Here is a 24,503-nt window from a genome sequence, read left to right as displayed (position 1 = left end):
AGGGTAGGCTAACCTAACTGGCGTGTTGGTTGACAGTCCTCCCGTCGACAGTCCCACCGACGCGGCGACGGCCCCCACCGCACCCCGGCGGCGGCCTGCCGCCCGCGCCGCGGGACTGGCCGCCTGCCTCGCGCTCCTCGCCGTCGTCGCCGTCCTGGGCATCGCCGTCGGCGCCAAGGCGATCCCCCTCGACCAGGTCTGGCACGGGGTGTTCCACTACTCCGGCTCCGACACCGACGTCGTCATCCGCGACGTACGGCTGCCGCGCACGCTCCTCGGACTGCTGGTCGGCGCCGCGCTCGGCCTGGCCGGCACCGTCATGCAGGCGCTCACCCGCAACCCGCTCGCCGACCCCGGCATCCTCGGCATCAACGCCGGCGCCTCGGCCGCGGTGGTCTCCGCCATCAGCTTCCTCGGCGTCACCTCGCTGACCGGCTATGTGTGGTTCGCCTTCGCCGGCGCCGCGCTGGTATCCGTCGCGGTCCACGTGCTCGGCGGCACCCGCAACGGCACCCCGGTCCGGCTCGCGCTGGCCGGCACCGCACTGACCGCCGTCCTCACCGGCTACCTCAACGCCGTCAACCTCATGGACTCCGCGGCACTGGACCGGATGCGGTTCTGGACGGTCGGCTCGCTGGCCAACGCGACCCTGCCGACGGTGACGCGGATCGCGCCGTTCCTGGCCGTCGGCGCGCTGCTCGCGCTGCTGCTCGCCCGCCCGCTCAACGCCGTTGCGCTCGGCGACGACCAGGCCCGGGCACTGGGCGCCCGACTGACCCGCACCCGGGTGCTGGCCATGCTCGCGGTCACCCTGCTGTGCGGCGGGGCCACCGCGGCCTGCGGCCCGATCGTCTATCTCGGCCTGATGGTGCCGCACGCGGTCCGCGTCCTCACCGGGCCGGACCTGCGCTGGATCCTGCCGTACTCGGCGGTGCTCTCGCCGGTGCTGCTGGTCGGCGCGGACGTGCTCGGGCGCGTGCTGGCCCGGCCCGGCGAACTCCAGGTCGGCATCGTCACCGCCGTCATCGGCGGCCCGGTCTTCATCTTCCTCGTCCGACGCCGACGGATGGCCCAACTGTGAGCGTCGCACGCGCGGCCGCCGGGCTGCTGACGGGTACGAGAGGCGCGCTGCTGCGCCGCGCTGGCGGAGAAGCGGGCGGGGGAGCGCTGTGAACGGACGCGGCGAGCGAGGAGAGGCAGTGCACGCGAGGGTGAAGCCGGACGGGTCCGGGACTCCGGGACGGCCGGGGGAGAGTACCGCGGCCGGGCCGCGGAGCGGGGCGCCGGCCGGCCGGCGGACCCGGGTGGTGCGGACCGCGGGCGGGCTCTCGCTCCGCCTGGACCTGCGCGCCGTCCTGTCCGGGGCGCTGCTGCTGGCCGTCGCGGTGGCCGCCACCGTCGCCCTGATCGGCTCCGGCGACTACCCGATGACCCCCTCGGAGGTGCTCACCACCCTGACCGGCGGCGGCACCACCGGCCAGGAGTTCATCGTGCACGAACTGCGGCTGCCGCGGGTGCTGGTGGGGCTGCTGGTCGGTGCCGCCTTCGGGATCGCCGGCGCGGCCTTCCAGGCCGTCTCCCGCAACCCGCTGGGCAGCCCGGACATGCTCGGACTCTCCCAGGGCGCCTCGGTCGGCGCGCTGGTCGTCATCGTGTGGTTCCACGGCGAGCCCCGCACGGTGGCCGCCGGCGCGGTCGTCGGCGGCGTGATCACCGGCCTGGCCATCTTCCTGCTCGCCTGGAAGCGCGGTGTCCACGGCTACCGCTTCGTCCTCGTCGGCATCGGCACCGCCGCCATGCTCTACGCCGTCGTGCTCTACCTCCTGACGAAGTCCACCCTCTACGACGCGGCCCGGGCCACCCTGTGGATGACCGGTTCGCTGAGCGGCCGCGACTGGAGCCAGGTCGGCCCGCTGGCCGCGGTCTGCGCGGTGCTGGTCCCGGTGGCGCTGCTGTGTGCGCGGCCGCTGCGGATGCTGGAGATGGGCGACGACGCGGCCGCCGCGCTGGGCGTCCGCACCGAACGGGTGCGGATCACCGTCCTGTTGGTCGCCGTGGTCCTCGTCGCGGCCGGTACCGCCGCGGCCGGCCCGATCTCCTTCGTGGCCCTCACCGCACCCCAACTCGCCCGCCGGCTGACCCGTGCGCCCGGCCCCAACCTGCTGCCCGCCGCGCTGATGGGCGCCGCACTGCTGGTCGGCGCGGACTGGGCCGCCCAGCGGCTCTTCGGCGCCGACCAACTGCCGGTCGGTGTGCTGACCGGCGTCCTCGGCGGCGGCTATCTGCTGTGGCTGCTGGTCGCCGAGCGCAAGGCGGGACGGGTGTGAGCGGCCGGCCGCCCGTCATCGCGGCCCCCGGCCACCCCAGCGATCCGACCACCCCCATCACCTCAGGAGCCATCCAGTGAGCCGTCTCACGGCCGAGGGCCTCACCCTCGCCTACGACCAGCGGACCATCGCCGAGCACCTCTCGGTCGCCATCCCCGACCACTCCTTCACCGTCATCGTCGGCCCCAACGCCTGCGGCAAGTCCACGCTGTTGCGCGCGCTGTCGCGGATGCTCAAGCCGGCCGCCGGCGCGGTCCTGCTCGACGGCCAGGCGATCTCCTCGCTGCCGGCCAAGCAGGTCGCCCGCACGCTGGGCCTGCTGCCGCAGTCCTCGGTCGCCCCCGACGGCATCACCGTCGCCGACCTGGTGGCCCGCGGCCGCTACCCGCACCAGGGACTGCTGCGCCAGTGGTCGGCCGAGGACGAGCGGATCGTCCAGGAGTCGATGGCCGCGACCGGCGTGGCCGGGCTGGCCGACCGCTACGTCGACGAGCTCTCCGGCGGGCAGCGGCAGCGGGTCTGGATCGCCATGGCGCTGGCCCAGCAGACCCCGCTGTTCCTCCTCGACGAGCCGACCACCTACCTCGACATCCAGCACCAGATCGAGGTGCTGGACCTGTGCGCCACCCTCCACGAGGAGCAGGGCCGCACCCTGGTCGCGGTGCTGCACGACCTCAACCAGGCGGCCCGCTACGCCACCCACCTGATCGCCATGAAGGACGGCGAGGTGATCGCCGAGGGCGCGCCGTCGGACATCGTCACCGCTGACCTGGTGGGCCGGGTCTTCGGCATCGAATGCCGGATCATCGACGACCCCGAGAGCGGCACCCCGCTGGTCGTGCCGGCCGCCCGCCGGCCCCGGGAGGCCGCCGCGGCGGCGTCGGCCACCGCGGCGGCTACAGCAGGGCCCTGAGCCGCAGCAGGTCGCGCAGGCCGGCCTCCAGCTTCACCCGGCCGCTGCCCCAGGCCCGGGCGAAGTTGAGCCGGCCGTCCACCAGCGCGACCAGGTCGTCCCCGGTCATCGCCAGCCGGATCTCGGCCTTCTGGGGCGGCGGTCCGGCGAGGCAGATCACGTCCCGCAGGCTGCCGTCGGCCAGCCGGCCGACGAAGGTGGTGTCCAGGTCGGTGATGCGGCAGCTGACGGAGCGGTCGAGCGCCGTGGCGCTGCGCACCTCGCCGTCCGCCGACGCAAGGTTGTGGGCCAGCCGGTCGAGCGCGGCGCGGCACTGGTCGAGAGTTGCCATCGCGCCCGACGATACGCCAGGTCACGGACGGCCGGGGGCGCACGGCCGAGGTAGCGTCGGGGGCATGGCAGACCCGACGAACGGCCCGGCGCAGGCGGCCCCCGACACCCCGGACGCGGCACCGGAGCCGGCCCCCCAGCAGGCCCCCGAGGCCGTGGAGCCCGCCGAGCCGGCCGGCCCCCGGCCGCTCGGGCTGGCGGTGACCCCACCGGCCAGGCCGCGGTCGACGGCGACCTGCGGCGCCTGGCCGAAGCCGACCACCTCCCGGTGAGCGGCCACCTGGACATGTACGAGGATGTCCACCGTGGGCTGCGCGACGTGCTGGCCGGCCTCGACCAGCACCCCGGGCCGCCCGCCCCGTCCCCGTCCCCGACGCACGACCGTCCCGGCCGTCCCGGCCGGCTCGAACAGTAGGAGCTGAACCACAGGTGGCAGGAGTGGCACGACGCCGTCTCGACGCGGAGCTGGTGCGCCGCAAGCTGGCCCGCTCGCGGGAGCACGCGAGCCAGCTGATCGCCGCGGGCCGGGTGACCGTCGGCGGGACGACCGCGACCAAACCGGCCACCCAGGTGGAGACCAGCGCGGCCCTGGTCGTCCGGGCGGACGAGAGCGACCCGGAGTACGTCTCGCGCGGCGGTCACAAGCTCGCCGGGGCGCTGGCCGCCTTCGTCCCGCGCGGGCTGCGCGTCGAGGGCCGCCGGGCGCTCGACGCCGGCGCCTCCACCGGCGGCTTCACCGACGTCCTGCTGCGGTCCGGCGCCGGCCATGTCGTCGCGGTGGACGTCGGCTACGGGCAGCTCGCCTGGCAGCTGCAGAGCGACGAGCGGGTCACCGTCAAGGACCGCACCAACGTCCGCGAGCTGACCCTCGATCAGATCGACGACCGGCCCGTCGACCTGGTCGTCGGCGACCTCTCCTTCATCCCGCTCGGCCTGGTCCTGCCCGCGCTGGTGCGCTGCGCGGCGCCCGACGCCGACCTGGTGCTGATGGTCAAGCCGCAGTTCGAGGTCGGCAAGGAGCGGCTGGGCAGCGGCGGGGTGGTGCGCAGCGCGGCACTGCGGGCCGAGGCGGTGCGCGGCGTCGCGGACCGCGCGGCCGGGCTGGGGCTGGGCGTCCTCGGTGTGACCGCGAGCCCGTTGCCCGGCCCCTCGGGCAATGTCGAGTACTTTCTGTGGCTGCGCGCCGGGGCGCCTGCACTCGACCCGGCGGATGTCGACCGTGCAGTGGCGGAGGGGCCCAGTTGACCACTACCCAGGCAGTTGAAGGCAGCGCAGCACCGCAGAGCGGCGGCGCCGGGCGGACGGTGTTCCTGCTCGCGCACACCGGGCGCCCGGCGGCCATCCGCAGCGCCGAACTCGTCGTCCAGGGGCTGCTGCGCAGCGGGATCGGCGTGCGGGTGCTGGCCGAGGAGGCCACCGACCTGCCGCTGCCGGACCCGGTCGAGCGCGTGGAGTCCGAGCCCTGCGCGGCCGAGGGCTGCGAACTGCTGGTCGTCCTGGGCGGGGACGGCACGCTGCTGCGCGGCGCCGACTTCGCCCGGACGTCCGGCGTGCCGATGCTCGGCGTCAACCTCGGCCGGGTCGGCTTCCTGGCCGAGGCCGAGCGCGACGACCTCGACAAGGTCGTCGACCGGGTCGTCACCCGCTCCTACGAGGTCGAGGAGCGGATGACCCTCGACGTCCTGGTGCGCAACAACGGCGCCGTGGTGCACACCGACTGGGCGCTCAACGAGGCGTCCGTGGAGAAGGCCGCCCGCGAGCGGATGCTGGAGGTCGTCACCGAGGTGGACGGCCGGCCGGTCTCCCGCTTCGGCGGCGACGGGGTGGTCTGCGCGACCCCGACCGGCTCGACCGCGTACGCCTTCTCGGCCGGCGGCCCGGTCGTCTGGCCGGAGGTCGAGGCGCTGTTGATGGTCCCGATCAGCGCCCACGCGCTGTTCGCCAAGCCGCTGGTCACCTCGCCGACCTCGGTGCTGGCCGTCGAGGTCCAGCCCAAGACCCCGCACGGGGTGCTGTGGTGCGACGGACGGCGCAGCGTCGAGCTCCCCGCCGGCGCCCGGGTCGAGGTCCGCCGCGGCGCGGTCCCGGTCCGTCTGGCCCGGCTGCACCACGCCTCCTTCACCGACCGGCTGGTCGCCAAGTTCGCCCTCCCGGTGGCCGGCTGGCGGGGCGCGCCGCACTGACCCGACAGGGCTTCGTCAGGACGACGCCGTCCCGGTGCCGCGCGCCAGCAGCTCCCGCGCCCGGGCCAGGGCGGTGTCGCGCCCGGCGGTGAGTTCCGCGTCGGTGAAGACCGGGGTGCGGACGGCGGGCGGGATGCCGGGGCCGTCGAAGGCCCGGCCGTCGTCCGTCAGGAACTCCTCGTCGGGCAGGCCGAAGCTCCAGCCGTTCGGCAGCGCCCGCTCCAGCACGTCGGAGAAGACGCCCTGGGTGTTCTCGCCGATCCGGGTGGGCGCGGGGGAGCGGCCCATCAGGGACTGGGTGAAGGTCTCGCCCGCGCTGATCGTCAGCCGGCCGGTGAGCACGGCCAGCGGTCCGGTGTAGAGCGGGCCGCGGTGCGGACGGACGGTGATCGGCTCCGGCGCCGTGAACCCGCCCGGGTGCCGCGGGTCGTTCCGGACCCGCTTGCGGTACGCGGTGTAGGGCCGGTCGGTGAGCCGGGAGGCGATCCGCAGGCCCAGGGCGTCCGAGCCGCCGCCGTTGAGCCGCAGGTCCAGGACGAGTCCGCGCAGCGCGCCGGGGCCCTGGGTGCGGGCCCTGGTGAAGATCGCGTCCAGCGCCCGGTCGAGCTCGGCGACGTCCCCCGCGTAGTCGCCCCGCTCGGTGTACTTGGCGAACTGGGTGACCCGGAAGTAGCCGATCCGGCCGGGCAGATCGGCGTAGGAGAGCCTGCCGCCGGCCCAGTGCCGCTGGACGGCGCCCGGCCCGAGGTTCGCGGCGATCGCCCGGTCGACGCGGGCGGTGAACTCGGGCGTGGGCAGCACGGTGCCGGGACGGCCGCCGGCGAACCACCGGTCCGGTCCGGCGACGACCCGGGTGTGCGCGTCGTGCAGCGGCTCGATCATCGCGCGCAGCACCGCGAAGAGTTCGGCGTCCGTCGTCGTCGCGGTGATCCGGGGGCGGTAGCGGCCCCGGACCGCGTTCCAGCCGATGCCCTTCGCCCGGAAAAAGGGGTAGTTCTCCGCATATGTCTGCCAGAAGATGTCGAAGACCGCCCGCGGGTCCCGGGCCGGCCGGGCACCGCAGCGCTTCGGCAGCGCCCCGGCCCGGCGCAGTGCGTGGTGGCCGACGTTGTCCTCGAAGGCCATCCGGGCGCGGTCGGTGCCCGTCGGGGTCACGGTCAGCGGCGCGGAGTCCGGCACGGTGAAGCGGAGCGCGCCGTCCGCGCCGGGGGTGCCGGCCCGGCTGCCGGTGACCGCGCCCGGCAGGCAGCTGATCGCGGTGGTCTCGTACGTCTTGAGTGTGCGGCCCTCGATCGTGACGAGGGTGCCGTAGCCGTCCGTCCGCCAGACGCCGTCCAGGGAGGGCGCGGCGGCCCCCGCGGCGCGGGCGGGAGCCGCCGGGGCGGCACAGGCGGTGAGCGCGGTGACGGTGGCCAGCGCGGTGGCCAGGAGGACGGCGGTGCGCGGGCGGCGGGCCTGACGGGGCGCTGCCGGGTCACTCATGGAAGTACCTCGGGGAAGTCGGAACGGATTGCGGCACGGGCCGCGGTGTCCGCTCAGCGTGCCGTTCGGGCCCGGTCGGGCGCACTGCGGCGGCCACCCCCTTCCGTGGTGCGGTTTTCCGCACGTCCCGGGCCTGCGCGGCGTCCGGACGGGGCGGGACGGGGGCCGGAGCCGGGAAGCGGTGTGGGGGAGGCCGTCGCGGGGCGGCCCCCGGACCTCGTAAGGTCATACCCGTGTTGGAGGAGATGCGGATCCGGTCCCTGGGTGTCATCGACGACGCGGTCGTCGAGCTGTCCCCGGGCTTCACGGCGGTGACCGGCGAGACCGGCGCCGGCAAGACCATGGTCGTCACCAGTCTCGGCCTGCTGCTGGGCGGGCGCGCGGACCCCGCCCTGGTGCGGATCGGCGCCAGGGCGGCGGTGGTCGAGGGCACGATCGTCCTCAATTCCTCGTCCCCCGCGGCCGTGCGGGCCGAGGAGGCCGGCGCGGAGCTGGACGACGGTGCGCTGCTGATCAGCCGCACGGTCTCCGCCGAGGGCCGCTCGCGGGCCCATGTGGGCGGCCGCTCGGTACCGGTCGGGGTGCTCGGCGACCTCGCCGACGACCTGGTCGCGGTGCACGGCCAGACCGACCAGCAGGGTCTGCTGCGGCCGGCCCGCCAGCGCCAGGCCCTGGACCGCTACGCCGGGGACGCGGTCGCCGTCCCGCTCGCCAAGTACACCGGCGCGCACCGCAGGCTGCGCACCGTCGCCACCGAGCTGGACGAGCTGACCACCCGGGCCCGCGAGCGCGCCCAGGAAGCCGATCTGCTCCGCTTCGGCCTGGACGAGATCGCCGCCACCGAGCCGCTGCCCGGCGAGGACACCGAACTCGCCGCCGAGGCCGAACGGCTCGGCCACGCCGAGGCGCTGGCGTCCGCCGCGGTCGCCGCGCACGCCGCGCTGGCCGGCAACCCCGAGGACCCCGAGGCCGTCGACGCCACCACCCTGGTCGCCGGCGCCCACCGCGCCCTGGAGTCGGTCCGCGGCCACGACCGCGACCTGGCCGCACTGGCCGACCGGCTCGGCGAGATCGGCATCCTGATGGCCGACGTCGCCACCGAACTCGCCGGCTACGCGGACGGCCTGGACGCCGACCCGCGGCGACTGGCCGCCGTGGAGGAGCGCCGCGCCGCCCTGAACCACCTCACCCGCAAGTACGGCGAGGACATCACCGCGGTGCTGGCCTGGGCCGAGCAGAGCGCCGCCCGGCTCGCCGAACTCGACGGCGACGACGACCGGATCGCCGAGCTGACCGCCGAGCGCGACGCCCTCCGCGCCGAACTGGGCGAACTGGCCCAGCAGTTGACCGACGCCCGGGCCGCCTCCGCGGAGCGCTTCGCGGACGCGGTCACCGCCGAACTGGGCGAACTGGCCATGCCGCACGCCCGGGTGAGCGTCGCCCTGCACCAGACTGAGCTCGCCGAGGACGCCGACGAGGCCGACGGTATCGAGGTGAACGGCCGCACCGTGGCCTACGGCCCGGCCGGCGCCGACGAGGTCGAGATCCTGCTGGCCCCGCACCCGGGCGCCCCGCCCCGGCCGATCGCCAAGGGCGCCTCCGGCGGCGAGCTCTCCCGGGTGATGCTGGCCGTGGAGGTCGTCTTCGCCGGCTCGGACCCGGTGCCGACCTACCTCTTCGACGAGGTGGACGCGGGCGTCGGCGGCAAGGCGGCCGTCGAGGTCGGCCGGCGGCTGGCCCGGCTCGCGAAGTCGGCGCAGGTCGTGGTGGTCACCCACCTCCCGCAGGTCGCCGCGTTCGCCGACCGGCAGCTGCTGGTGGAGAAGACCAACGACGGGTCGGTGACCCGCAGCGGCGTCACCGTCCTGGAGGGCGAGGACCGGATCCGCGAGCTGTCCCGGATGCTGGCCGGCCAGGAGGACTCCGAAACGGCCCGGGCGCACGCCGAGGAACTGCTGGAGACCGCCCGCACCAGCCGCTAGCTGTATTGATCACAAGCGTCAACAACGCTCGTGATCAATACGCCTAGGGCCCGCGGAAGATCCGGAGCGACCCGATCCGGACAGTGAAGGGCGGGTTCCGGACAGCGGCGGAGGTGGACCGGAAGGGTGGCTTCACCCCTTTCGGGCTGCGGTCCGCTCACGCGCCGGGTCGCCCATGTGGGTGAATCCGGGGAACGGCGGGTGAGACTTCCCACCGGAACGGCGTCCGCACGGTGCCGAATTGACGTCGCCGGACTGGCATCCTGGGCGCGGTGCGCGGAGCCGGGGCGTGCCCGCCCCGACCCGTCCGCAGGTCGGTGCGTCGCTCTGCCTCGGCGCATCGCAGCACCTCGCAGTGCCAAACCGCCCCGCCGGTACGGTCCGTACCGCCCCCCGACCCAGGAGTCCGACGCCGTGACCAGCACCCCGACCCCGCCGCACGGGCTCGCGCCGCTGCGCACGGTCCAGGTGCTCGGCCACGGCGGAGCCGGCAGCGCGGCCCACGTCCGCTCGCTGGCCGAGGGGCTGGCCGCCCGCGGGGTCCGGGTGACCGTGTGCGCCCCACCCGAGACCGAGGAGGCGTACCGCTTCACCGCGGCGGGCGCCCGGTTCGTGCCGGTCGCCCCGCGGATGGACCCGGCGAGCATGACCGTCCTGCGCGGCGCCTGTTGGGACACCGACCTGGTCCATGCGCACGGTCTGCGGGCGGGGCTGCGCGCGTCGATGGCGCTGCGCGGGCTGCGCGGCCCGCGCGGCGGGAGGGTCCCGCTCGTCATCACCTGGCACACCAAGGCGCACACCGAGGGCGCGCGGGCCGGGTTGGTGCACCTGATGGAGCGGCGGGTGGCCCGGGCCGCGGCGGTCGTCCTGGGCGTCTGCTCCGACCTCGTCGACCGGGCGCGCGAGCGGGGCGCCCGGGACGCCCGCCTCGCGCCGGTCGCCATCCCGCGCCCCCGGCCCGGCCGGGTCGCCGCCGCCGACCCCGACCGAGGCCGCGACAAGGAGCGCGCCGAACTGGGCGTGGTGGACCGGCCGTTGCTGCTCGCGGTCGGCCGGCTCGACCCCGCCCAGGGCCATGACCTGCTGCTGGACGCGGCCCACGCCTGGTGCGGGCTCGACCCCCAGCCGCTGCTCGCCATCGCGGGCGAGGGCGGCCAACGGGCCGCACTGCAGCGCCGGATCGACAGCGAACGGCTGCCCGTCCAACTGCTCGGCCGCCGCGACGACGTGCCCGCACTCCTCGCCGCCGCCGACCTGGTGGTGCTGCCCAGCCGGTGGGAGGCGCGCTCGCTGATCGCCCAGGAGGCGCTGCGCGCCGGCGTCCCCCTGGTGGCCACCGACACCGGCGGCACCCCCGAACTGGTCGGCCGGGCCGCCGCCCTGGTCCGCTACGGCGACGCCTCCGCCCTGGCCCACACGGTCCTCGACCTGCTGGCCGACCCGGTGCGCCGGGACGCGCTGGCCGTGGCCGGCCGCGCCCAGGCCGCCGGCTGGCCCAGCGAGAACGACACCGTCGCCCAGGTCCTCAGCGTCTACGACGAGCTGACCCAGCCGCGGTCGGCGGAGCGGTCGGCCTGACCAAGGCCGCCGGGCGGCACGGGCCCTACCGCTCGGTGTGCCGCCGTGCCCGCAGCGCCAGCCGCAGCCCCAGCACGGTCTGCGGATCGTCCAGGTCGGTCCCCAGCAGCTGGGCGATCCGCGCCAGCCGGTCGTAGAGGGTCTGCCGGTTGACGTTCAGATCGCGGGCGGTCTCGGCCTTGCGGCCGGCGCTGGCCAGATACGCCTCCAGGGTCGGCAGCAGCGGCTGGCGGGCACCCCGGTCGTGGGCCAGTAGCGGGCCGATGGCGCGCTCGACGAAGTCGGTGAGCACCCCCGGCTCGCCGTGCTCCCGCATCCGCCACAGCAGCAGTTCGATGTCCAGGCGACGGGCGTCGTGCCAGGGCGCCTCCGGCAGGCCCTGGGCCGCGGCCGCCGCCTCCGCCGCGTGCCGCAGCCCGGGGCCGGCCGCCGCCCAGTCGCCCGCCGTGCCGACCACCACCACCGGGCGGTGCGCGGACGGCCGGTCCAGGCCGGCCCGGATGACCCCGGCCCGCAGCGCCTCGGCGACCCGGTCGGCCAGCGCCGCCCGGTCCTGTCCCGCCCGCAGCGCCACCAGCAGCGGCACCCGGCCCTCCACGGGCCGCACGCCGAGCAGCACCGGCACGCCGGGGGCGGCCAGCTCCTCGCGCAGCGCCTGGGCGAGCACCGCCCAGCTGCCGGGGGAGGGGAGCGCGGCCGGCAGCCGCATCACCACCGGCAGCACCGGGTCGGCGCCCGGCCGGAAACCCAGCAGGCGGGCCTGCGCCGGCGCCTCGGACGCGGAGATCCGGCCCTCGGCGAGCTCGGCGAGGAAGTCCCCGCGGCCCCGGGCGGCCAGCACCTCCTCCTGCCGGGACTGGAGCATCACCACGGCCAGCAGATCGGCGGCCCGCTCGGCGGCGATCCGGTGCACCGGCTCCAGCGGCCCGTTCACCGGGAGCAGCACCAGTCGGGCGCGCACCGTGTCGGGCCCGTGTCCGCCGCCGGGCACCTCGATCCGCAGGCCGGATTCCCGCAGCCCCTCCCAGGCCAGCAGGGGGTCGGCGTCCGCGCCGCCGTCGTCGCCCTCCGGCCCGGCCGCGTACAGCGGGCTGCCGTCGGGGGCCTCCAGGCACAGCGGATTGCCGGTGAAGACGGCGAGCAGCCGCAGCACCTCCGGGGCGCCGCCGCCCCGCAGCAGCACGTCGGTGCAGCGCCGCAACAGCTCGTCGGCGCGCCGCAGCAGGGTGTAGTGGCCGTTGATGATCTCGGTGTGGATCTCCTCGGTGACCGTGACGTACGGGACCTCGCGGTGCAGTTGGATCAGCGGCAGCCCGCAGTCCCGCGCGGCGTCGATCAGTGCCGTCGGCAGCGTGTCGAACCGCGAGCCCAGCTCCACGACCAGCGCGGCGACGTCCCGGTCCGCGAGCTTGCGGATGAAGGCGCGCTGCTCGGACGGCCGGGTGCCCACGCCGAGGCCGGTGGTCAGCAGCAGCTCGCCGCCCTTGAGCAGCGAGGCGATGTGCGGGACCTCGCCGGCGTGCACCCAGCGCACCGGCCGGCCCAGCCGGTCCTCGCCGGCCAGCACCTCGGGCAGGCCGCGCCGCAGCGCCGGCAGTTCCAGCGCCCTGCGCACCGTGATGTCGGCGTCGGTCCTCGCATGCGGCCCCATGGCGCGAACGCTACCGCGAGGACGACCATCCGGAGGAATGTGATCCGGATGGTCCCCGGTGGCCCCGGGGGAGGGTCGCCCCGCCCCACCCGACGCGTTTCCCAACTCCCGCCCCCGACGGCCCACTTGACGAGATCGGCGACAACTGGGCAGGGTGCCCGCACGTCCCACGGAGAGCGCTCACCCCACCCCCCACAAGGAGCCGCCTCATGATCACCCGTCGCACCCTGCTCGGCGGACTCACCGCCGGCGCCGCCACCGCCGCCCTCGCCGGCCGCGCCGCCGGCGCCCCCGCCCGCCCCGCCGCGGCGCCCCTCCCGCTGCACGTCGTCAACAACTCCGGCGCCTACGCCAACGGCTCCGTCTGGATCTACCTCCTCGGTAACGACGGCACCCAGCAGATCCGGGTCACCCCGGACGGCCGCCCCGCCCCCGTCGCCCTGGCCGACAACGGCCCGGACGGCTACACCGACTACGCGATACCGCTCGCCGCCAACGGCCCCACCACCCTCGGGCTGCCCCCGATGTCCGGCCGGATCTACGTCAGCCTCGGCGCCAAACTCAAGATCAAGGCGGTCGCCGACGGCAACGGCCGGCCCGCGCTGGCCTACCCGGCGGGCTGGGTCGCCTCCGACCCCAACTACGACGTCCTGCACGACTGCGCCGAGTTCACCCGCACCCCCGACGGGATGTACTGCAACACCACCATGGTCGACATGTTCAGCGTCCCGCTCGCCCTGCGGCTCACCGGCGCCGCCGACCAGACCACCGGCACGCTCAAGGACGGCGCCCGGGCCCGGATCTTCGCCGACGTCAAGGCCGCCGCGGGCTTCGACCGCCTGGTCGTCGGCGACCGGCGGGTGATCGCCCCCGGCCACGGCCTGGACAGCGGCCTGTTCGCCGCCGACTACTTCGCCCCCGCCATCGACGCCGCCTGGTCCGCGTACGCCGCCAAGGACCTGACCGTCGCCACCACCGCCGGCACCTTCACCGGCCGGACCGACGGCGGCCGGCTCACCTTCACCGGACCCCGAGGCCCCAAGGGCCGGGGTGGGGGTGCCCCCGTCGGCACGGTCGCCTTCGACAAACCGTCCACCCGTGACGTCCTCTTCTGCGACGGCACCCTGGCCGCCCCCAACGACGGCACCCGGGGCCCGGTGGCCGCCGTCCTCGGCGCCGCCCTCAACCGCGCCACCCTGGCGACCCACGCCGCCCAGCCCGTCACCGACCCGGCCGCCTTCTACCAGCAGCCGCTCACCAACCACTACGCCCGCGCCATGCACGCCGCGACGTCGGACGGCAAGGCGTACGGCTTCGCCTTCGACGACGTCGCCGGCTTCGCCTCCTACATCGAGGACCACGCCCCCAGGGAACTCACCCTCACCCTGACACCGTTCTGAACCACGGGGAGCCGAAGACCGACGGCAGCGAAGACCTCCGGGAGGGTGGCGCCCCGAAGGGGGCGTCAGCCTCCGTACGCCCCGCTGGCGGTCAGCCGCAGCGCCGTGTCGATCAGCGGAACGTGGCTGAACGCCTGCGGGAAGTTCCCCACCTGGCGCTGGAGCCGGGAATCCCACTCCTCCGCGAGCAGCCCCAGGTCGTTGCGGAGCGAGAGCAGCTTCTCGAAGAGCTTGCGGGCCTCCTCCACCCGGCCGATCATCGCCAGGTCGTCGGCCAGCCAGAACGAGCAGGCCAGGAACGCCCCCTCGTCGCCTTCGAGGCCGTCCACGCCGAGCCCCTCGCCGGCCGTCGGGTAGCGCAGCACGAACCCGTCCTCGGTGGACAGCTCCCGCTGGATCGCCTCGATGGTGCCGATCACCCGCTTGTCGTCCGGCGGCAGGAACCCCACCTGCGGGATCAGCAGCAGCGACGCGTCCAGCTCCTCCGACCCGTAGGACTGGGTGAAGGTGTTCCGCTCCTTGTCGTACCCGTGCTCGCAGACGTCCCGGTGGATGGTCTCCCGCAGGTCCTTCCAGCGCTCCAGCGGGCCGTCGACGTCCCCGGACTCGATCAGCTTCACCGTGCGGTCGACCGCGACCCAGGTCATCACCTTGGAGTGGACGAAGTGCCGGCGCGGCCCGCGCACCTCCCAGATGCCCTCGTCCGGCTCGTCCCAGTGCTTCTCCACCCACTCGATCAACTTGATCTGGAGCAGCGAGGCGTAGTCGTTGCGGGCCAGCCCGGTCATGTGCGCCAGGTGCAGCGCCTCGGTGACCTCACCGTAGACGTCCAGCTGGAGCTGGCCGGCGGCGCCGTTGCCGACCCGCACCGGGCGCGAATCCTCGTACCCGGGCAGCCACTTGAGCTCGGTCTCGCCCAGCTCCCGCTCACCGGCGATGCCGTACATGATCTGGAGGTTCTCCGGGTCGCCGGCCACCGCCCGCAGCAGCCACTCGCGCCACGCCCGGGCCTCCTCGCGGTAGCCGGTGCGCAGCAGCGACGACAGGGTGATCGCCGCGTCCCGCAGCCAGGTGAAGCGGTAGTCCCAGTTGCGGATCCCGCCGATGCACTCCGGCAGGGACGTCGTCGGGGCCGCCACGATCCCGCCGGTCGGCGCGTACGTCAGCGCCTTGAGCGTGATCAGCGAGCGCACCACCGCGTCCCGGTAGGGCCCGTGGTAGGTGCAGTGCTCGACCCACTCCCGCCAGAAGTCCTCGGTCGCCTCCAGCGACTGCTCCGGCTCGGCCAGGGCCGGCGGCTGGTGGTGCGAGGGCTGCCAGCTGATCGTGAACGCGATCCGCTCGCCCGGCGACACCGTGAAGTCGGAGTACGTCGTCAGGTCCTTGCCGTAGGTCTCGGCGGAGGTGTCCAGCCACACCGAGTCGGGCCCGGCGACCGCGACGGTCCGCCCGTCCACCTTGTGGACCCAGGGCACCACCCAGCCGTACGCGAACCGCATCCGCAGCTCCGACCGCATCGGGACCCGGCCGCTGACGCCCTCCACGACCCGGATCACCTGCGGCGCACCGTCCCGCGGCGGCATGAAGTCGATCACCCGGACGGTACCGCGCGGGGTGTCCCACTCGGATTCCAGGACGAGTGAATCCCCCCGGTAGCGCCGCCGGTCCGCGGCCCGTGGGCCGTCCCCGCCGGCCGGGCCCATCCGCCAGAAGCCGTGCTCCTCGGTGCCCAGCAGGCCCGCGAAGACCGCCGGGGAGTCGAAACGGGGCAGACACAGCCAGTCGACCGTGCCGTCCCGGCACACGAGAGCGGCGGTCTGCATATCACCGATAAGTGCGTAGTCCTCGATGCGCCCGGCCACGTGCATCTCCCGTCGAACTGGAGTCACGCCCCCCATGGGACGTTGTGTGCTGTCCGTCCTGCCCATGAAACGTCGCCGAGCAGCGGGACCGGAAATCGGGCTGGGGGCACTCCCCCAGCTATCGCTGGGGGCACCCCCACCCAGCGGTGGCTGGGGCAGGGTGGTGCCTTCCCGGACGGCTCGTAGCGAGTGTCCGAGCAGGATACGACGCAGGGGAGTGCTGCGCGCGACGCTCACGTCGAGTGGGGGTGCTCCGAAAGAGTGGCCTGCGGAACGACCCCCTCCGGTGCGTGGCCGGACGCGACCATGCCCGGTCGCTGATAGCCTGGTACCCCGTGGACCGGTGGGCCCCAGCAGAAATGCGGCACCCCCGAACCGCAGCGAAGGCACCCCCTGAACCCCAGGGCCGGCGCCGCATCGCACCTCTCCACCTCGCGACCACGGGAGCCCCCTCTTGGCCATGCCGCCCAAATCTACGACGACCAAGCACCTCTTCGTCACCGGGGGCGTCGCCTCCTCGCTCGGCAAGGGGCTCACCGCCTCCAGCCTGGGTGCGCTCCTGAAGGCGCGCGGTCTGCGGGTCACGATGCAGAAGCTCGACCCCTACCTCAACGTCGACCCCGGGACGATGAACCCGTTCCAGCACGGTGAGGTCTTCGTCACCAACGACGGCGCCGAGACCGACCTGGACATCGGCCACTACGAGCGCTTCCTCGACGTCGACCTCGACGGCTCGGCCAACGTCACCACCGGCCAGGTCTACAACACCGTGATCGCCAAGGAGCGGCGCGGCGAGTACCTCGGTGACACCGTGCAGGTCATCCCGCACATCACCAACGAGATCAAGCACCGCATCCGGCGGATGGCGACCGAGGACGTCGACGTCGTGATCACCGAGGTCGGTGGCACCGTCGGCGACATCGAGTCGCTGCCGTTCCTGGAGACCGTCCGCCAGGTCCGCCACGAGGTCGGCCGGGACAACGTCTTCGTCGTGCACATCTCGCTGCTCCCCTACATCGGCCCGTCCGGCGAGCTGAAGACCAAGCCGACCCAGCACTCGGTCGCCGCGCTGCGCAACATCGGCATCCAGCCCGACGCGATCGTGCTGCGCGCCGACCGCGAGGTGCCCACCGCCATCAAGCGCAAGATCTCGCTGATGTGCGACGTCGACGAGGCCGCGGTGGTCGCCGCCATCGACGCCCCCTCGATCTACGACATCCCCAAGGTCCTGCACGCCGAGGGCCTGGACGCCTATGTCGTCCGCAAGCTGGACCTGCCGTTCCGCGACGTGGACTGGACCCAGTGGGCGGACCTGCTCGACCGCGTCCACAACCCCGACCACGAGGTCAAGATCGCGCTGGTCGGCAAGTACATCGACCTGCCCGACGCCTACCTCTCGGTCACCGAGGCGCTGCGCGCCGGCGGCTTCGCCAACAAGGCCCGCGTCAAGATCAAGTGGGTCACCTCCGACGACTGCAAGACCCCGGCCGGCGCCCGTGCGCAGCTCTCCGACTGCGACGCGGTCTGCGTCCCCGGCGGCTTCGGCGACCGCGGCGTGGACGGCAAGGTCGGCGCGATCACTTACGCCCGCGAGAACAAGCTCCCGCTGCTCGGCCTCTGCCTGGGCCTGCAGTGCGTGGTGATCGAGGCGGCCCGCAACCTCGCCGGCATCGAGGGTGCCAACTCCACCGAGTTCGACCCGGCCGCCACCCACCCGGTGATCTCCACGATGGCCGAGCAGATGGACATCGTCGCCGGCGAGGGCGACATGGGCGGCACCATGCGGCTGGGCATGTACCCGGCCAAGCTCGCCGAGGGCTCCATCGTCCGCGAGGTCTACGGCGGCGAGCCCTACGTCGAGGAGCGCCACCGCCACCGCTACGAGGTCAACAACGCCTACCGCGGCGAGCTGGAGAAGAAGGCCGGCCTGCTGTTCTCCGGCACCTCCCCGGACAACAAGCTGGTCGAGTACGTCGAGTACCCGCGCGAGGTCCACCCCTACCTGGTCGCCACCCAGGCGCACCCGGAGCTGCGGTCCCGCCCGACCCGTCCGCACCCGCTCTTCGCCGGCCTGGTGAAGGCGGCCGTCGAGCGGCAGGCGGCGGCCCGGAAGCCGGGCGCCAAGAAGTAGGCGCCGACACGCCGGATACGGTTGCCGGGGTACGGCCTCACCTCATGGGGCGGTACCCCGGTTTCCGTTGCGGCACAGGCACCTACAGGAGGAGAGGACGCGCATGGCGATCAAGGACACCCCGGAGGAATGGACGGTCACCGGGACCACCACGCCGTTCACCGGGGCGAAGACGAGCGTGCGCACCGACCGGGTCGTGATGCCGGACGGCTCCACCGCCACCCGCGACTACCAGGTCCACCCCGGCTCGGTGGCGGTCCTCGCCCTCGACGACGCCGGCCAGGTGCTGGTGCTGCGCCAGTACCGCCACCCGGTGCGGCAGAAGCTGTGGGAGATCCCCGCCGGCCTGCTCGACGTCCCCGGGGAGAACCCGCTGCGCGCCGCACAGCGCGAGCTGTACGAGGAGGCGCACGTCGAGGCCGAGGACTGGCGGGTGCTGACCGACGTCTACACCACCCCGGGCGGCTGCGACGAGGCGGTGCGGATCTTCCTCGCCCGCGGGCTGTCCGAGGCCGCGGGCGAGCGTTTCGAGGTCTCCGAGGAGGAGGCCGACATGGAGCTGGCGCGGGTGTCGGTGGACGAGCTGATCCGCGGGGTGCTCGCCGGCGAGCTGCACAACAACTGCCTGGTCGTGGGGGTGCTGGCGCTCACCGCGGCGCGCGCCGGCGACGGCCTGGACGCCCTCCGGTCGGCCGACGCGCCCTGGCCGGCCCGTCCCTTCGCCGCCTGATCCCGGGCCGGGTGCCGGCGCCCCGGCACGGGGCCCCTCCCGTCTCCCGGTCGGATGATCGGCCGATCCGATCGAGTGACCCAACCGCCCTGCTCCACACGGTGCGTGACGGATCGTGAACTACGCTCGACAGGGTTCCCGTACGCGCCCGCGACGGGAACCCAAGCGCGCGGGCGGACGGGAGCGTGACCGGTGACGGACCAGGCGGTGGACGGGGGGCACCGTGCGCCGGATGCGGCGCGCGGGCCCGGCGCGGCGGCCCGCGAACGGCGGGCGACGCTGCCCCGCCAGGACGCTGCCGCCGCCCGCTCCGGCCTCCCGGGATTCGCCGGCCGCCGCCATGAACTCAAGGCGCTGCGCGCCGACATCGGGCGGGCCGGCCTGGACACCCTTACTGGTCGCCGAGGCGCCCGCAGCCGCGTCCTGCTGATCGCCGGCCGCCCCGGCTCCGGCCGCACCACCCTGGCCGAGGCGCTGCTGCGGGAGGTCGCCGACGCGTACCCGGACGGGGTGCTGCGCGCCGTCCTGACCGGTCGGGACGGCGCCCCGACGGGCCTCGCCCGGACCGCCCGCGACCTGCTCGCCGCGCTCGGCGCCGACGCCCCGCCGGGCGCCGACGAGGACGAACTGGCCGAGGCGGTGCGCACGGCGCTGGCCGGGCGGCGCACGGTGCTCCTGCTGGACGACGCGCCGGGCGCCGAGCACGTCGAACCGCTGATCCCGGACGCCCCGGACTGCCTGGTCGTGGTGGTCTCGCAGGGCCCGTTGACCGGCATCCCGGACGTCCGGCCGTGCGCCCTGGGCGGGTTGGACACCGCGGCCGCCGTCGAGGTGCTGTGCCACTACGCGGGACCGACCCGCATCACCGTCGATCCGCGGACCGCGGAGGCCGTCGCCGAGGAGTGCGGCGGCCAGCCCGCGGCGCTGATACTGGCGGGCGCCTGGCTCGCCGCCCGCCCCAAGCTCTCCGTCGCCGACCTGCGTCAGGCGCTGCTCGCCGTCCCGCTGCCGCCGGACCTGCCGGCCGGCGACCGCCCCCTGCACCGCGCCTTCCGCCTCACCTACGACGCGCTGCCCCAACCCGCCGCCCGGATACTGCGCCTGGCCACGCTCGCGCCGGACGGCCTGGTGGATCCGCACACCGCCGCCGCGCTGGGCGGCTGCACGGTCCCGGCCGCCGCCGCGGTGCTGCACGACTTCGCCGCGCTCGGCCTGGTGCGGCCGGTCCCCGAGGACGACGGCCCGCACGTCCCGCCCGCCGACGCCGCGATCGGTCCCCGCTACCGGCTCCCCGGCTGCCTCGTGCCGCTCTCCCGGGAACTGATCCACGGGCACGAGCGGCCGGCCGACGTGCAGTTGGCCCGGGCTCGGATGCTGGAGCGGACGGTGCGACTGGTCCAGTCCTGCCGGGCGGCCGCCGAACCATCCGGTTCGCCCGCCCGCCGCAAGGCCGGGGAGCTGCCCCGCTCGCTGCGCTTCGCCACCAGGGCCGCCGCCGCGCACTGGCTGCACACCCGCCGCGGCGCCCTGCTGGATGCCGCCCGGTTGGCCGTCGCGGACGGCCAACTCGACATGCTGGACCGGCGGTTGATCGCCACGCTGACCCGCGCCCTGCTCGCCCACTACGGCCCCGAGGCCGCCGCGCCCGACCTCTACACCCTGCATGCGCTGCTCCTTGAGGTCGCCGAGCGGCGCGCCCTGCCGCGCGAGCGGGCCGCCGCCCTGCTCAACCTCGGCGACCTGGACGCCGGGGCCGGCCGGCGGGAGCAGGCGCTCACCCGCTACCGGGGGGCCTTGGAGTCGGCCCGCGCGGTCAAGGACCCCCTGGCCACTGGCCGTGCACTGGAGTCGCTGGGCGACACCTACGCCGAGCTGGGCGACTGGGTCCGGGCCGCGGACTGGTACGGGCGGGCGCTGGAGCTCCGGCTGGCCCGGGGCGAGCGGGCCGACGCGGCCCGGCTGCACGCCCGGATCGGTGCCGCGCACGGCCGCGCCGGCCGCCACGAGCAGGCGCTGAAGGACTGCCGGGCGGCCGCCCGGACCTCCCGCAGGCTCGGCGACGCCGCAGGCCAGGCGCGTGCGGCGGAGGTGGCGGCGGACGTCTACGAGCACGTCGGGCAGCTCGACGGGGCGCTGCGCAGCCTGCTGGAGGCCCTCGATTTCGCCCGTGCGGCGGCCGACGGGGCGCTGGAGGTGCGCCTCCAGCTGCGGATTGCGGAGATCCTCGACCGGCTCGGCGACCCAGCAGCGGCACGGCTGCATCGGGCGGCGGGGGAGCGGCGACGGGAGGAGCACCCCGAGTGACCTACGAAATCGGTAGTGGTCTTCCGGAAAATTATGCCTTTGCAAGGCTAGACAACGTGACGTCCTTCAATAGACTGGTCGGGCCGCGTACGGCGCGGTCAGTTCCGTCATGCATCGCATGAGGGATAATTCCTTCTGCAAGCTCTCATTCAAGGACCGTGATCGACGTGAAGGTCGGCATCCCCCGCGAGGTCAAGAACAACGAGTTCCGCGTGGCCATCACGCCCGCCGGAGTCCACGAGCTCGTCCGCAACGGCCACCAGGTCGTCATTGAGAAGGACGCCGGTCTCGGCTCGTCCATCACGAACGAGGAGTACGTCGCCGCCGGCGCCACCATCCTCGACACCGCCGACGAGGTCTGGGGCACCGCCGACCTGCTGCTGAAGGTCAAGGAGCCGATCGCGGAGGAGTACCACCGCCTCCGCAAGGACCAGACCCTGTTCACCTACCTCCACCTGGCCGCGTCCAAGGAGTGCACGGACGCCCTGCTGGAGTCCGGCACCACCGCCATCGCCTACGAGACGGTCGAGACCGCCAACCGCGCGCTGCCGCTGCTGGCCCCGATGTCCGAGGTCGCGGGCCGGATCGCCCCGCAGGTCGGCGCCTACCACCTGATGCGCCAGGCCGGCGGCCGCGGCGTGCTGCCCGGTGGCGTCCCCGGCGTCCAGGCCGGCAAGGCCGTCGTCATCGGCGGTGGCGTCTCCGGTTGGAACGCGGTGCAGATCGCCGTGGGCCTCGGCTTCCACGTCACCCTGCTCGACCGGGACATCAACAAGCTCCGCGAGGCCGACAAGATCTTCGGCACCAAGGTGCAGACGATCGTCTCCAACGCCTTCGAGCTGGAGAAGGCCGTCGTCGAGGCCGACCTGGTCGTCGGTGCGGTCCTGATCCCGGGCGCCAAGGCCCCCAAGCTCGTCACCAACGAGCTGGTCGCCAAGATGAAGCCCGGTAGTGTCCTTGTCGACATCGCGATCGACCAGGGCGGCTGCTTCGAGGACTCCAAGCCGACCACGCACGCCGAGCCGACCTTCCAGGTCCACAACTCGGTCTTCTACTGCGTCGCCAACATGCCCGGCGCGGTGCCCAACACCTCCACCTACGCCCTCACCAACGCCACGATGCCCTACATCGTGGAGCTGGCGAACCGCGGCTGGGTCGAGGCGCTGCGCCGTGACCCCGCGCTGGCCAAGGGCCTGAACACCCACGACGGCAAGGTCGTCTACCCCGAGGTCGCCCAGGCCCACGGTCTGGAGTACGTGGAGCTGCGCACCCTCCTCGGCTAAGGGCGTCAACCGCACGCGTCAAGCGCCGCACGACCGGCCGGGCCCCCTCGACAGGGCCCGGCCGGTCGCATGTACGACGCGCCCCGGGCGCGGCTCCCGACGGTCAACTCTCAACTCGCCGTGAACGTAACCCTTTAACCTATTCGCGCACCCCCGAAACATCCGTCTTGTGCGCTGTGCACTCTTGACATCGGGGGCTTCCGTTACCGACACATCGGGCCGGGTCCGGCGGATTGTGTTGCTGTGGACGCCCGACACGCCATAGAGTCGCCAACCGTCGGCATGGTGCCACGCTGACCTATCGATAAGTTTCCTGGTCACATCCAAGGAGGTAAGACGACTTGTGAATGAGTCGACATTTACTCCCGGAGGCGGTCGGCCAGGAGCGGTTGTACGGGGCCAGGGTCCCTCGGGGCGCGAGGCTGTCGGCTCCGTAGTGGTCCACCCCTTCGCAGCCCCCCAGAGCACTTCCACGACAGCCCACCAGAGTATGGACGGCCAACACGTGAACGCCATGGCCGGCGACCGGGGCAGTGGAGAGCCCGCCCGTCTCGCCGACTACGACGACCTGCCCGAAGGGCACTTCTACGACCCGGACGCCGAGTACGAGCCGGACCCCGAATACGCGGCGACGCTCGCGCCGGACGCGGCGCGCCAGCGCCGTGAGCGGGTCGGCCCGACCGGACGCCCGCTGCCTTACTTCCCCATCCCGGGACCGCTGTCGGAACACGGCCCGGCGAAGATCATCGCGATGTGCAACCAGAAGGGCGGGGTCGGCAAGACCACCTCGACCATCAACCTGGGTGCCGCACTCGCCGAATACGGCCGCCGGGTGCTGCTCGTCGACTTCGACCCGCAGGGTGCCCTGTCCGTCGGACTCGGCGTCAACCCGATGGAACTGGACCTGACGGTCTACAACCTGCTCATGGAGCGGGGCATGTCGGCCGACGAGGTTCTGCTCAAGACCGCGGTCCCCAACATGGACCTGCTGCCCAGCAATATCGATTTGTCAGCGGCAGAGGTGCAGTTGGTCAGCGAGGTCGCCCGCGAGTCGACCCTCCAGCGGGCCCTGAAGCCCCTGCTGCCCGACTACGACTACATCGTCATCGACTGTCAGCCCTCGCTCGGCCTGCTGACCGTCAACGCCCTGACGGCCGCTCACAAGGTCATCGTGCCGCTGGAGTGCGAGTTCTTCGCGCTGCGCGGGGTCGCGCTGCTTACCGAGACGATCGAGAAGGTCCAGGAGCGGCTCAACCCCGACCTCCAGCTGGACGGCATCCTGGCGACGATGTACGACTCCCGGACCGTGCACAGTCGCGAGGTCCTGGCGCGCGTCGTCGAGGCGTTCGACGATCACGTCTACCACACCGTCATCGGCCGTACGGTCCGCTTCCCGGAGACCACCGTCGCCGGTGAGCCGATCACCACCTACGCCTCCAACTCCGTGGGGGCCGCGGCCTATCGCCAGCTCGCCAGGGAGGTGCTCGCCCGGTGTCACGCCGAGTGAGTCTGCCCGGAGCCGACGAACTGTTCCGCACCACCGGGGGAGTGGGCCTGCAGTCGTCCACTCCCCGCCGTACGAACGGCGGTCCGGCCGGCGGCGAGGACGCCCGGGTGCCCGCCCCGGCCGGTGAGTCGGACCCCACGTCGGACGCGGCCGAGGACGCCCCCGGGGCGCGCCGGTCGCGGACCGGGGCCGGCGCGGACGCCGATGCCCCGGCGGCCGACGACGGTGCCCCGGGCGGGCCGCGTACGGCGTCGGCCGAGCACAGCGGCCGCGAGGCGGATTCGGAGGCTTCCGCCGGGCACCGCACGACGGCCGGCCGCGCGGCCCGCGCCGAGCGGGAGGGCGCGGCGCCCGCGGTGCCGGCCGGGACGTCGGGCCGCCGTCGGGGACGCGGCGCCAACCGCCGCCCCAGCGGCCGGGAACGGCACGACGAGAAGATCACCGTCTATGTCTCCGCCGAGGAGCTCATGGACCTCGAACACGCCCGTCTGGTGCTGCGCGGCGAGCACGGCCTGGCGGTCGACCGCGGCCGGATCGTCCGCGAGGCGGTGGCCGTGGTCCTCGCCGACCTGGAGTCGCGCGGGGACGCCAGCATCCTGGTCCGGCGGCTCCGCGGCCGCTAGGGCCTGTCGTCAAACTCCCGCCTGCCTCGCGACGCCTGGCACGCACGCTCTCTGCGTTGTCGTGCTCATCCCGGTACCGGGCGTACCGGGATGAGCCTCCGCCTTGAGATCGCACGCACCAGACGCCGCGAGGCCCGCCCTCCGGGCGAACGACGGGAGTTTGACGACAGGCCCTAGGGCCCGCCCGACACGCCCTGGGGGCCGGTCCCCGGTGCGT

General features: G+C 74.1%; 20 protein-coding genes. 16 read left to right on the top strand and 4 right to left on the bottom strand.

Annotated elements, in window-relative coordinates:
• The first annotated feature begins 22 nt into the window (after positions 1-22).
• From JNO44_RS12445 to JNO44_RS12435, 3 genes are all read left to right on the top strand, one after another.
• Complete coding sequence (locus tag JNO44_RS12445) at positions 23-1,081, top strand: FecCD family ABC transporter permease (RefSeq protein ID WP_205363956.1); 1,059 nt, start codon at positions 23-25, stop codon at positions 1,079-1,081.
• Positions 1,082-1,199: 118 nt separating this feature from the next.
• On the top strand, positions 1,200-2,327 hold the full coding sequence (locus tag JNO44_RS12440; RefSeq protein WP_420882637.1) for a FecCD family ABC transporter permease: 1,128 nt from the start codon (positions 1,200-1,202) through the stop codon (positions 2,325-2,327).
• Positions 2,328-2,403: 76 nt separating this feature from the next.
• A complete protein-coding gene (locus JNO44_RS12435; RefSeq protein WP_205363953.1) occupies positions 2,404-3,240 on the top strand; it encodes an ABC transporter ATP-binding protein in 837 nt (278 codons plus the stop codon).
• On the opposite strand, the gene JNO44_RS12430 is transcribed toward JNO44_RS12435, so the two are convergent.
• Positions 3,224-3,571 carry an SCP2 sterol-binding domain-containing protein gene (locus JNO44_RS12430; RefSeq protein WP_205363950.1) on the bottom strand — a complete coding sequence of 116 codons (348 nt, stop codon included), beginning with the start codon at positions 3,569-3,571 and terminating at the stop codon, positions 3,224-3,226. The two genes, JNO44_RS12435 and JNO44_RS12430, sit on opposite strands and share 17 nt — an antisense overlap.
• Positions 3,572-3,635: 64 nt before the next feature.
• Between JNO44_RS12430 and JNO44_RS44805 the strand changes: the two genes are divergently transcribed.
• The 4 genes from JNO44_RS44805 to JNO44_RS12415 are packed head-to-tail and all read left to right on the top strand — an operon-like array spanning position 3,636 to position 5,753.
• Positions 3,636-3,842 (top strand): hypothetical protein, encoded by a 207-nt coding sequence (locus JNO44_RS44805; protein ID WP_338058566.1) that lies wholly within the window; start codon positions 3,636-3,638, stop codon positions 3,840-3,842.
• Positions 3,839-3,985 carry a hypothetical protein gene (locus JNO44_RS44800; protein WP_338058565.1) on the top strand — a complete coding sequence of 49 codons (147 nt, stop codon included), beginning with the start codon at positions 3,839-3,841 and terminating at the stop codon, positions 3,983-3,985. Before JNO44_RS44805 ends, JNO44_RS44800 begins: the two co-directional genes overlap by 4 nt.
• 14 nt (positions 3,986-3,999) lie before the next feature.
• Positions 4,000-4,815 (top strand): TlyA family RNA methyltransferase, encoded by an 816-nt coding sequence (locus JNO44_RS12420; RefSeq protein WP_102923805.1) that lies wholly within the window; start codon positions 4,000-4,002, stop codon positions 4,813-4,815.
• Positions 4,816-4,874: 59 nt separating this feature from the next.
• Positions 4,875-5,753, top strand: coding sequence for an NAD kinase (locus JNO44_RS12415; protein WP_039637662.1), 879 nt, complete (start codon positions 4,875-4,877; stop codon positions 5,751-5,753).
• A gap of 15 nt (positions 5,754-5,768) precedes the next feature.
• On the opposite strand, the gene JNO44_RS12410 is transcribed toward JNO44_RS12415, so the two are convergent.
• Positions 5,769-7,235 carry a S41 family peptidase gene (locus tag JNO44_RS12410; protein ID WP_205363942.1) on the bottom strand — a complete coding sequence of 489 codons (1,467 nt, stop codon included), beginning with the start codon at positions 7,233-7,235 and terminating at the stop codon, positions 5,769-5,771.
• A gap of 245 nt (positions 7,236-7,480) precedes the next feature.
• Between JNO44_RS12410 and recN the strand changes: the two genes are divergently transcribed.
• Both recN and JNO44_RS12400 read left to right on the top strand, forming a co-directional pair.
• Complete coding sequence (gene recN, locus JNO44_RS12405; protein ID WP_205369713.1) at positions 7,481-9,217, top strand: DNA repair protein RecN; 1,737 nt, start codon at positions 7,481-7,483, stop codon at positions 9,215-9,217.
• A gap of 414 nt (positions 9,218-9,631) precedes the next feature.
• Positions 9,632-10,795, top strand: a complete 1,164-nt coding sequence (locus tag JNO44_RS12400) for a glycosyltransferase family 4 protein (RefSeq protein WP_205363940.1) — start codon at positions 9,632-9,634, stop codon at positions 10,793-10,795.
• A 25-nt stretch (positions 10,796-10,820) separates the two neighbouring features.
• Here the strand turns inward: JNO44_RS12400 and JNO44_RS12395 are convergent, their stop codons facing one another.
• The gene (locus JNO44_RS12395; RefSeq protein WP_205363938.1) at positions 10,821-12,446 is read right to left on the bottom strand and encodes a PucR family transcriptional regulator; all 1,626 of its coding nucleotides are present in this window, start codon (positions 12,444-12,446) and stop codon (positions 10,821-10,823) included.
• A gap of 209 nt (positions 12,447-12,655) precedes the next feature.
• Here JNO44_RS12395 and JNO44_RS12390 point away from each other — a divergent pair, with 209 nt between their 5' ends.
• Positions 12,656-13,846, top strand: a complete 1,191-nt coding sequence (locus JNO44_RS12390) for a beta-1,3-glucanase family protein (RefSeq protein ID WP_205363936.1) — start codon at positions 12,656-12,658, stop codon at positions 13,844-13,846.
• Between the two features lie 65 nt (positions 13,847-13,911).
• Here JNO44_RS12390 and JNO44_RS12385 read toward each other — a convergent pair whose 3' ends face one another.
• Positions 13,912-15,714: a glycoside hydrolase family 15 protein gene (locus JNO44_RS12385; protein ID WP_205369711.1), complete on the bottom strand. Its 1,803-nt coding sequence runs from the start codon at positions 15,712-15,714 to the stop codon at positions 13,912-13,914.
• 454 nt (positions 15,715-16,168) lie between these two features.
• Between JNO44_RS12385 and JNO44_RS12380 the strand changes: the two genes are divergently transcribed.
• From JNO44_RS12380 to JNO44_RS12355, 6 genes are all read left to right on the top strand, one after another.
• Complete coding sequence (locus JNO44_RS12380) at positions 16,169-17,839, top strand: CTP synthase (protein ID WP_205363935.1); 1,671 nt, start codon at positions 16,169-16,171, stop codon at positions 17,837-17,839.
• Between the two features lie 103 nt (positions 17,840-17,942).
• Positions 17,943-18,569 carry an NUDIX domain-containing protein gene (locus JNO44_RS12375; RefSeq protein ID WP_205363934.1) on the top strand — a complete coding sequence of 209 codons (627 nt, stop codon included), beginning with the start codon at positions 17,943-17,945 and terminating at the stop codon, positions 18,567-18,569.
• Positions 18,570-18,761: 192 nt separating this feature from the next.
• Positions 18,762-20,873: a tetratricopeptide repeat protein gene (locus JNO44_RS12370; RefSeq protein ID WP_205363933.1), complete on the top strand. Its 2,112-nt coding sequence runs from the start codon at positions 18,762-18,764 to the stop codon at positions 20,871-20,873.
• A 167-nt stretch (positions 20,874-21,040) separates the two neighbouring features.
• Positions 21,041-22,156 (top strand): alanine dehydrogenase, encoded by a 1,116-nt coding sequence (ald, locus tag JNO44_RS12365; RefSeq protein ID WP_073445446.1) that lies wholly within the window; start codon positions 21,041-21,043, stop codon positions 22,154-22,156.
• 490 nt (positions 22,157-22,646) lie between these two features.
• Complete coding sequence (locus JNO44_RS12360; RefSeq protein WP_205363932.1) at positions 22,647-23,663, top strand: ParA family protein; 1,017 nt, start codon at positions 22,647-22,649, stop codon at positions 23,661-23,663.
• A complete protein-coding gene (locus JNO44_RS12355) occupies positions 23,648-24,286 on the top strand; it encodes a hypothetical protein (RefSeq protein WP_205363931.1) in 639 nt (212 codons plus the stop codon). The genes JNO44_RS12360 and JNO44_RS12355 overlap by 16 nt, the downstream gene beginning before the upstream one ends.
• Positions 24,287-24,503: the final 217 nt, after the last annotated feature.

Origin of the sequence: Streptomyces noursei (assembly GCF_016917755.1) — a bacterium.
GTDB lineage: Bacteria > Actinomycetota > Actinomycetes > Streptomycetales > Streptomycetaceae > Streptomyces > Streptomyces yunnanensis.
The sequence above is the reverse complement of the archived record's forward strand: the minus strand, read 5'-3'. Positions and strand labels throughout refer to the sequence as shown.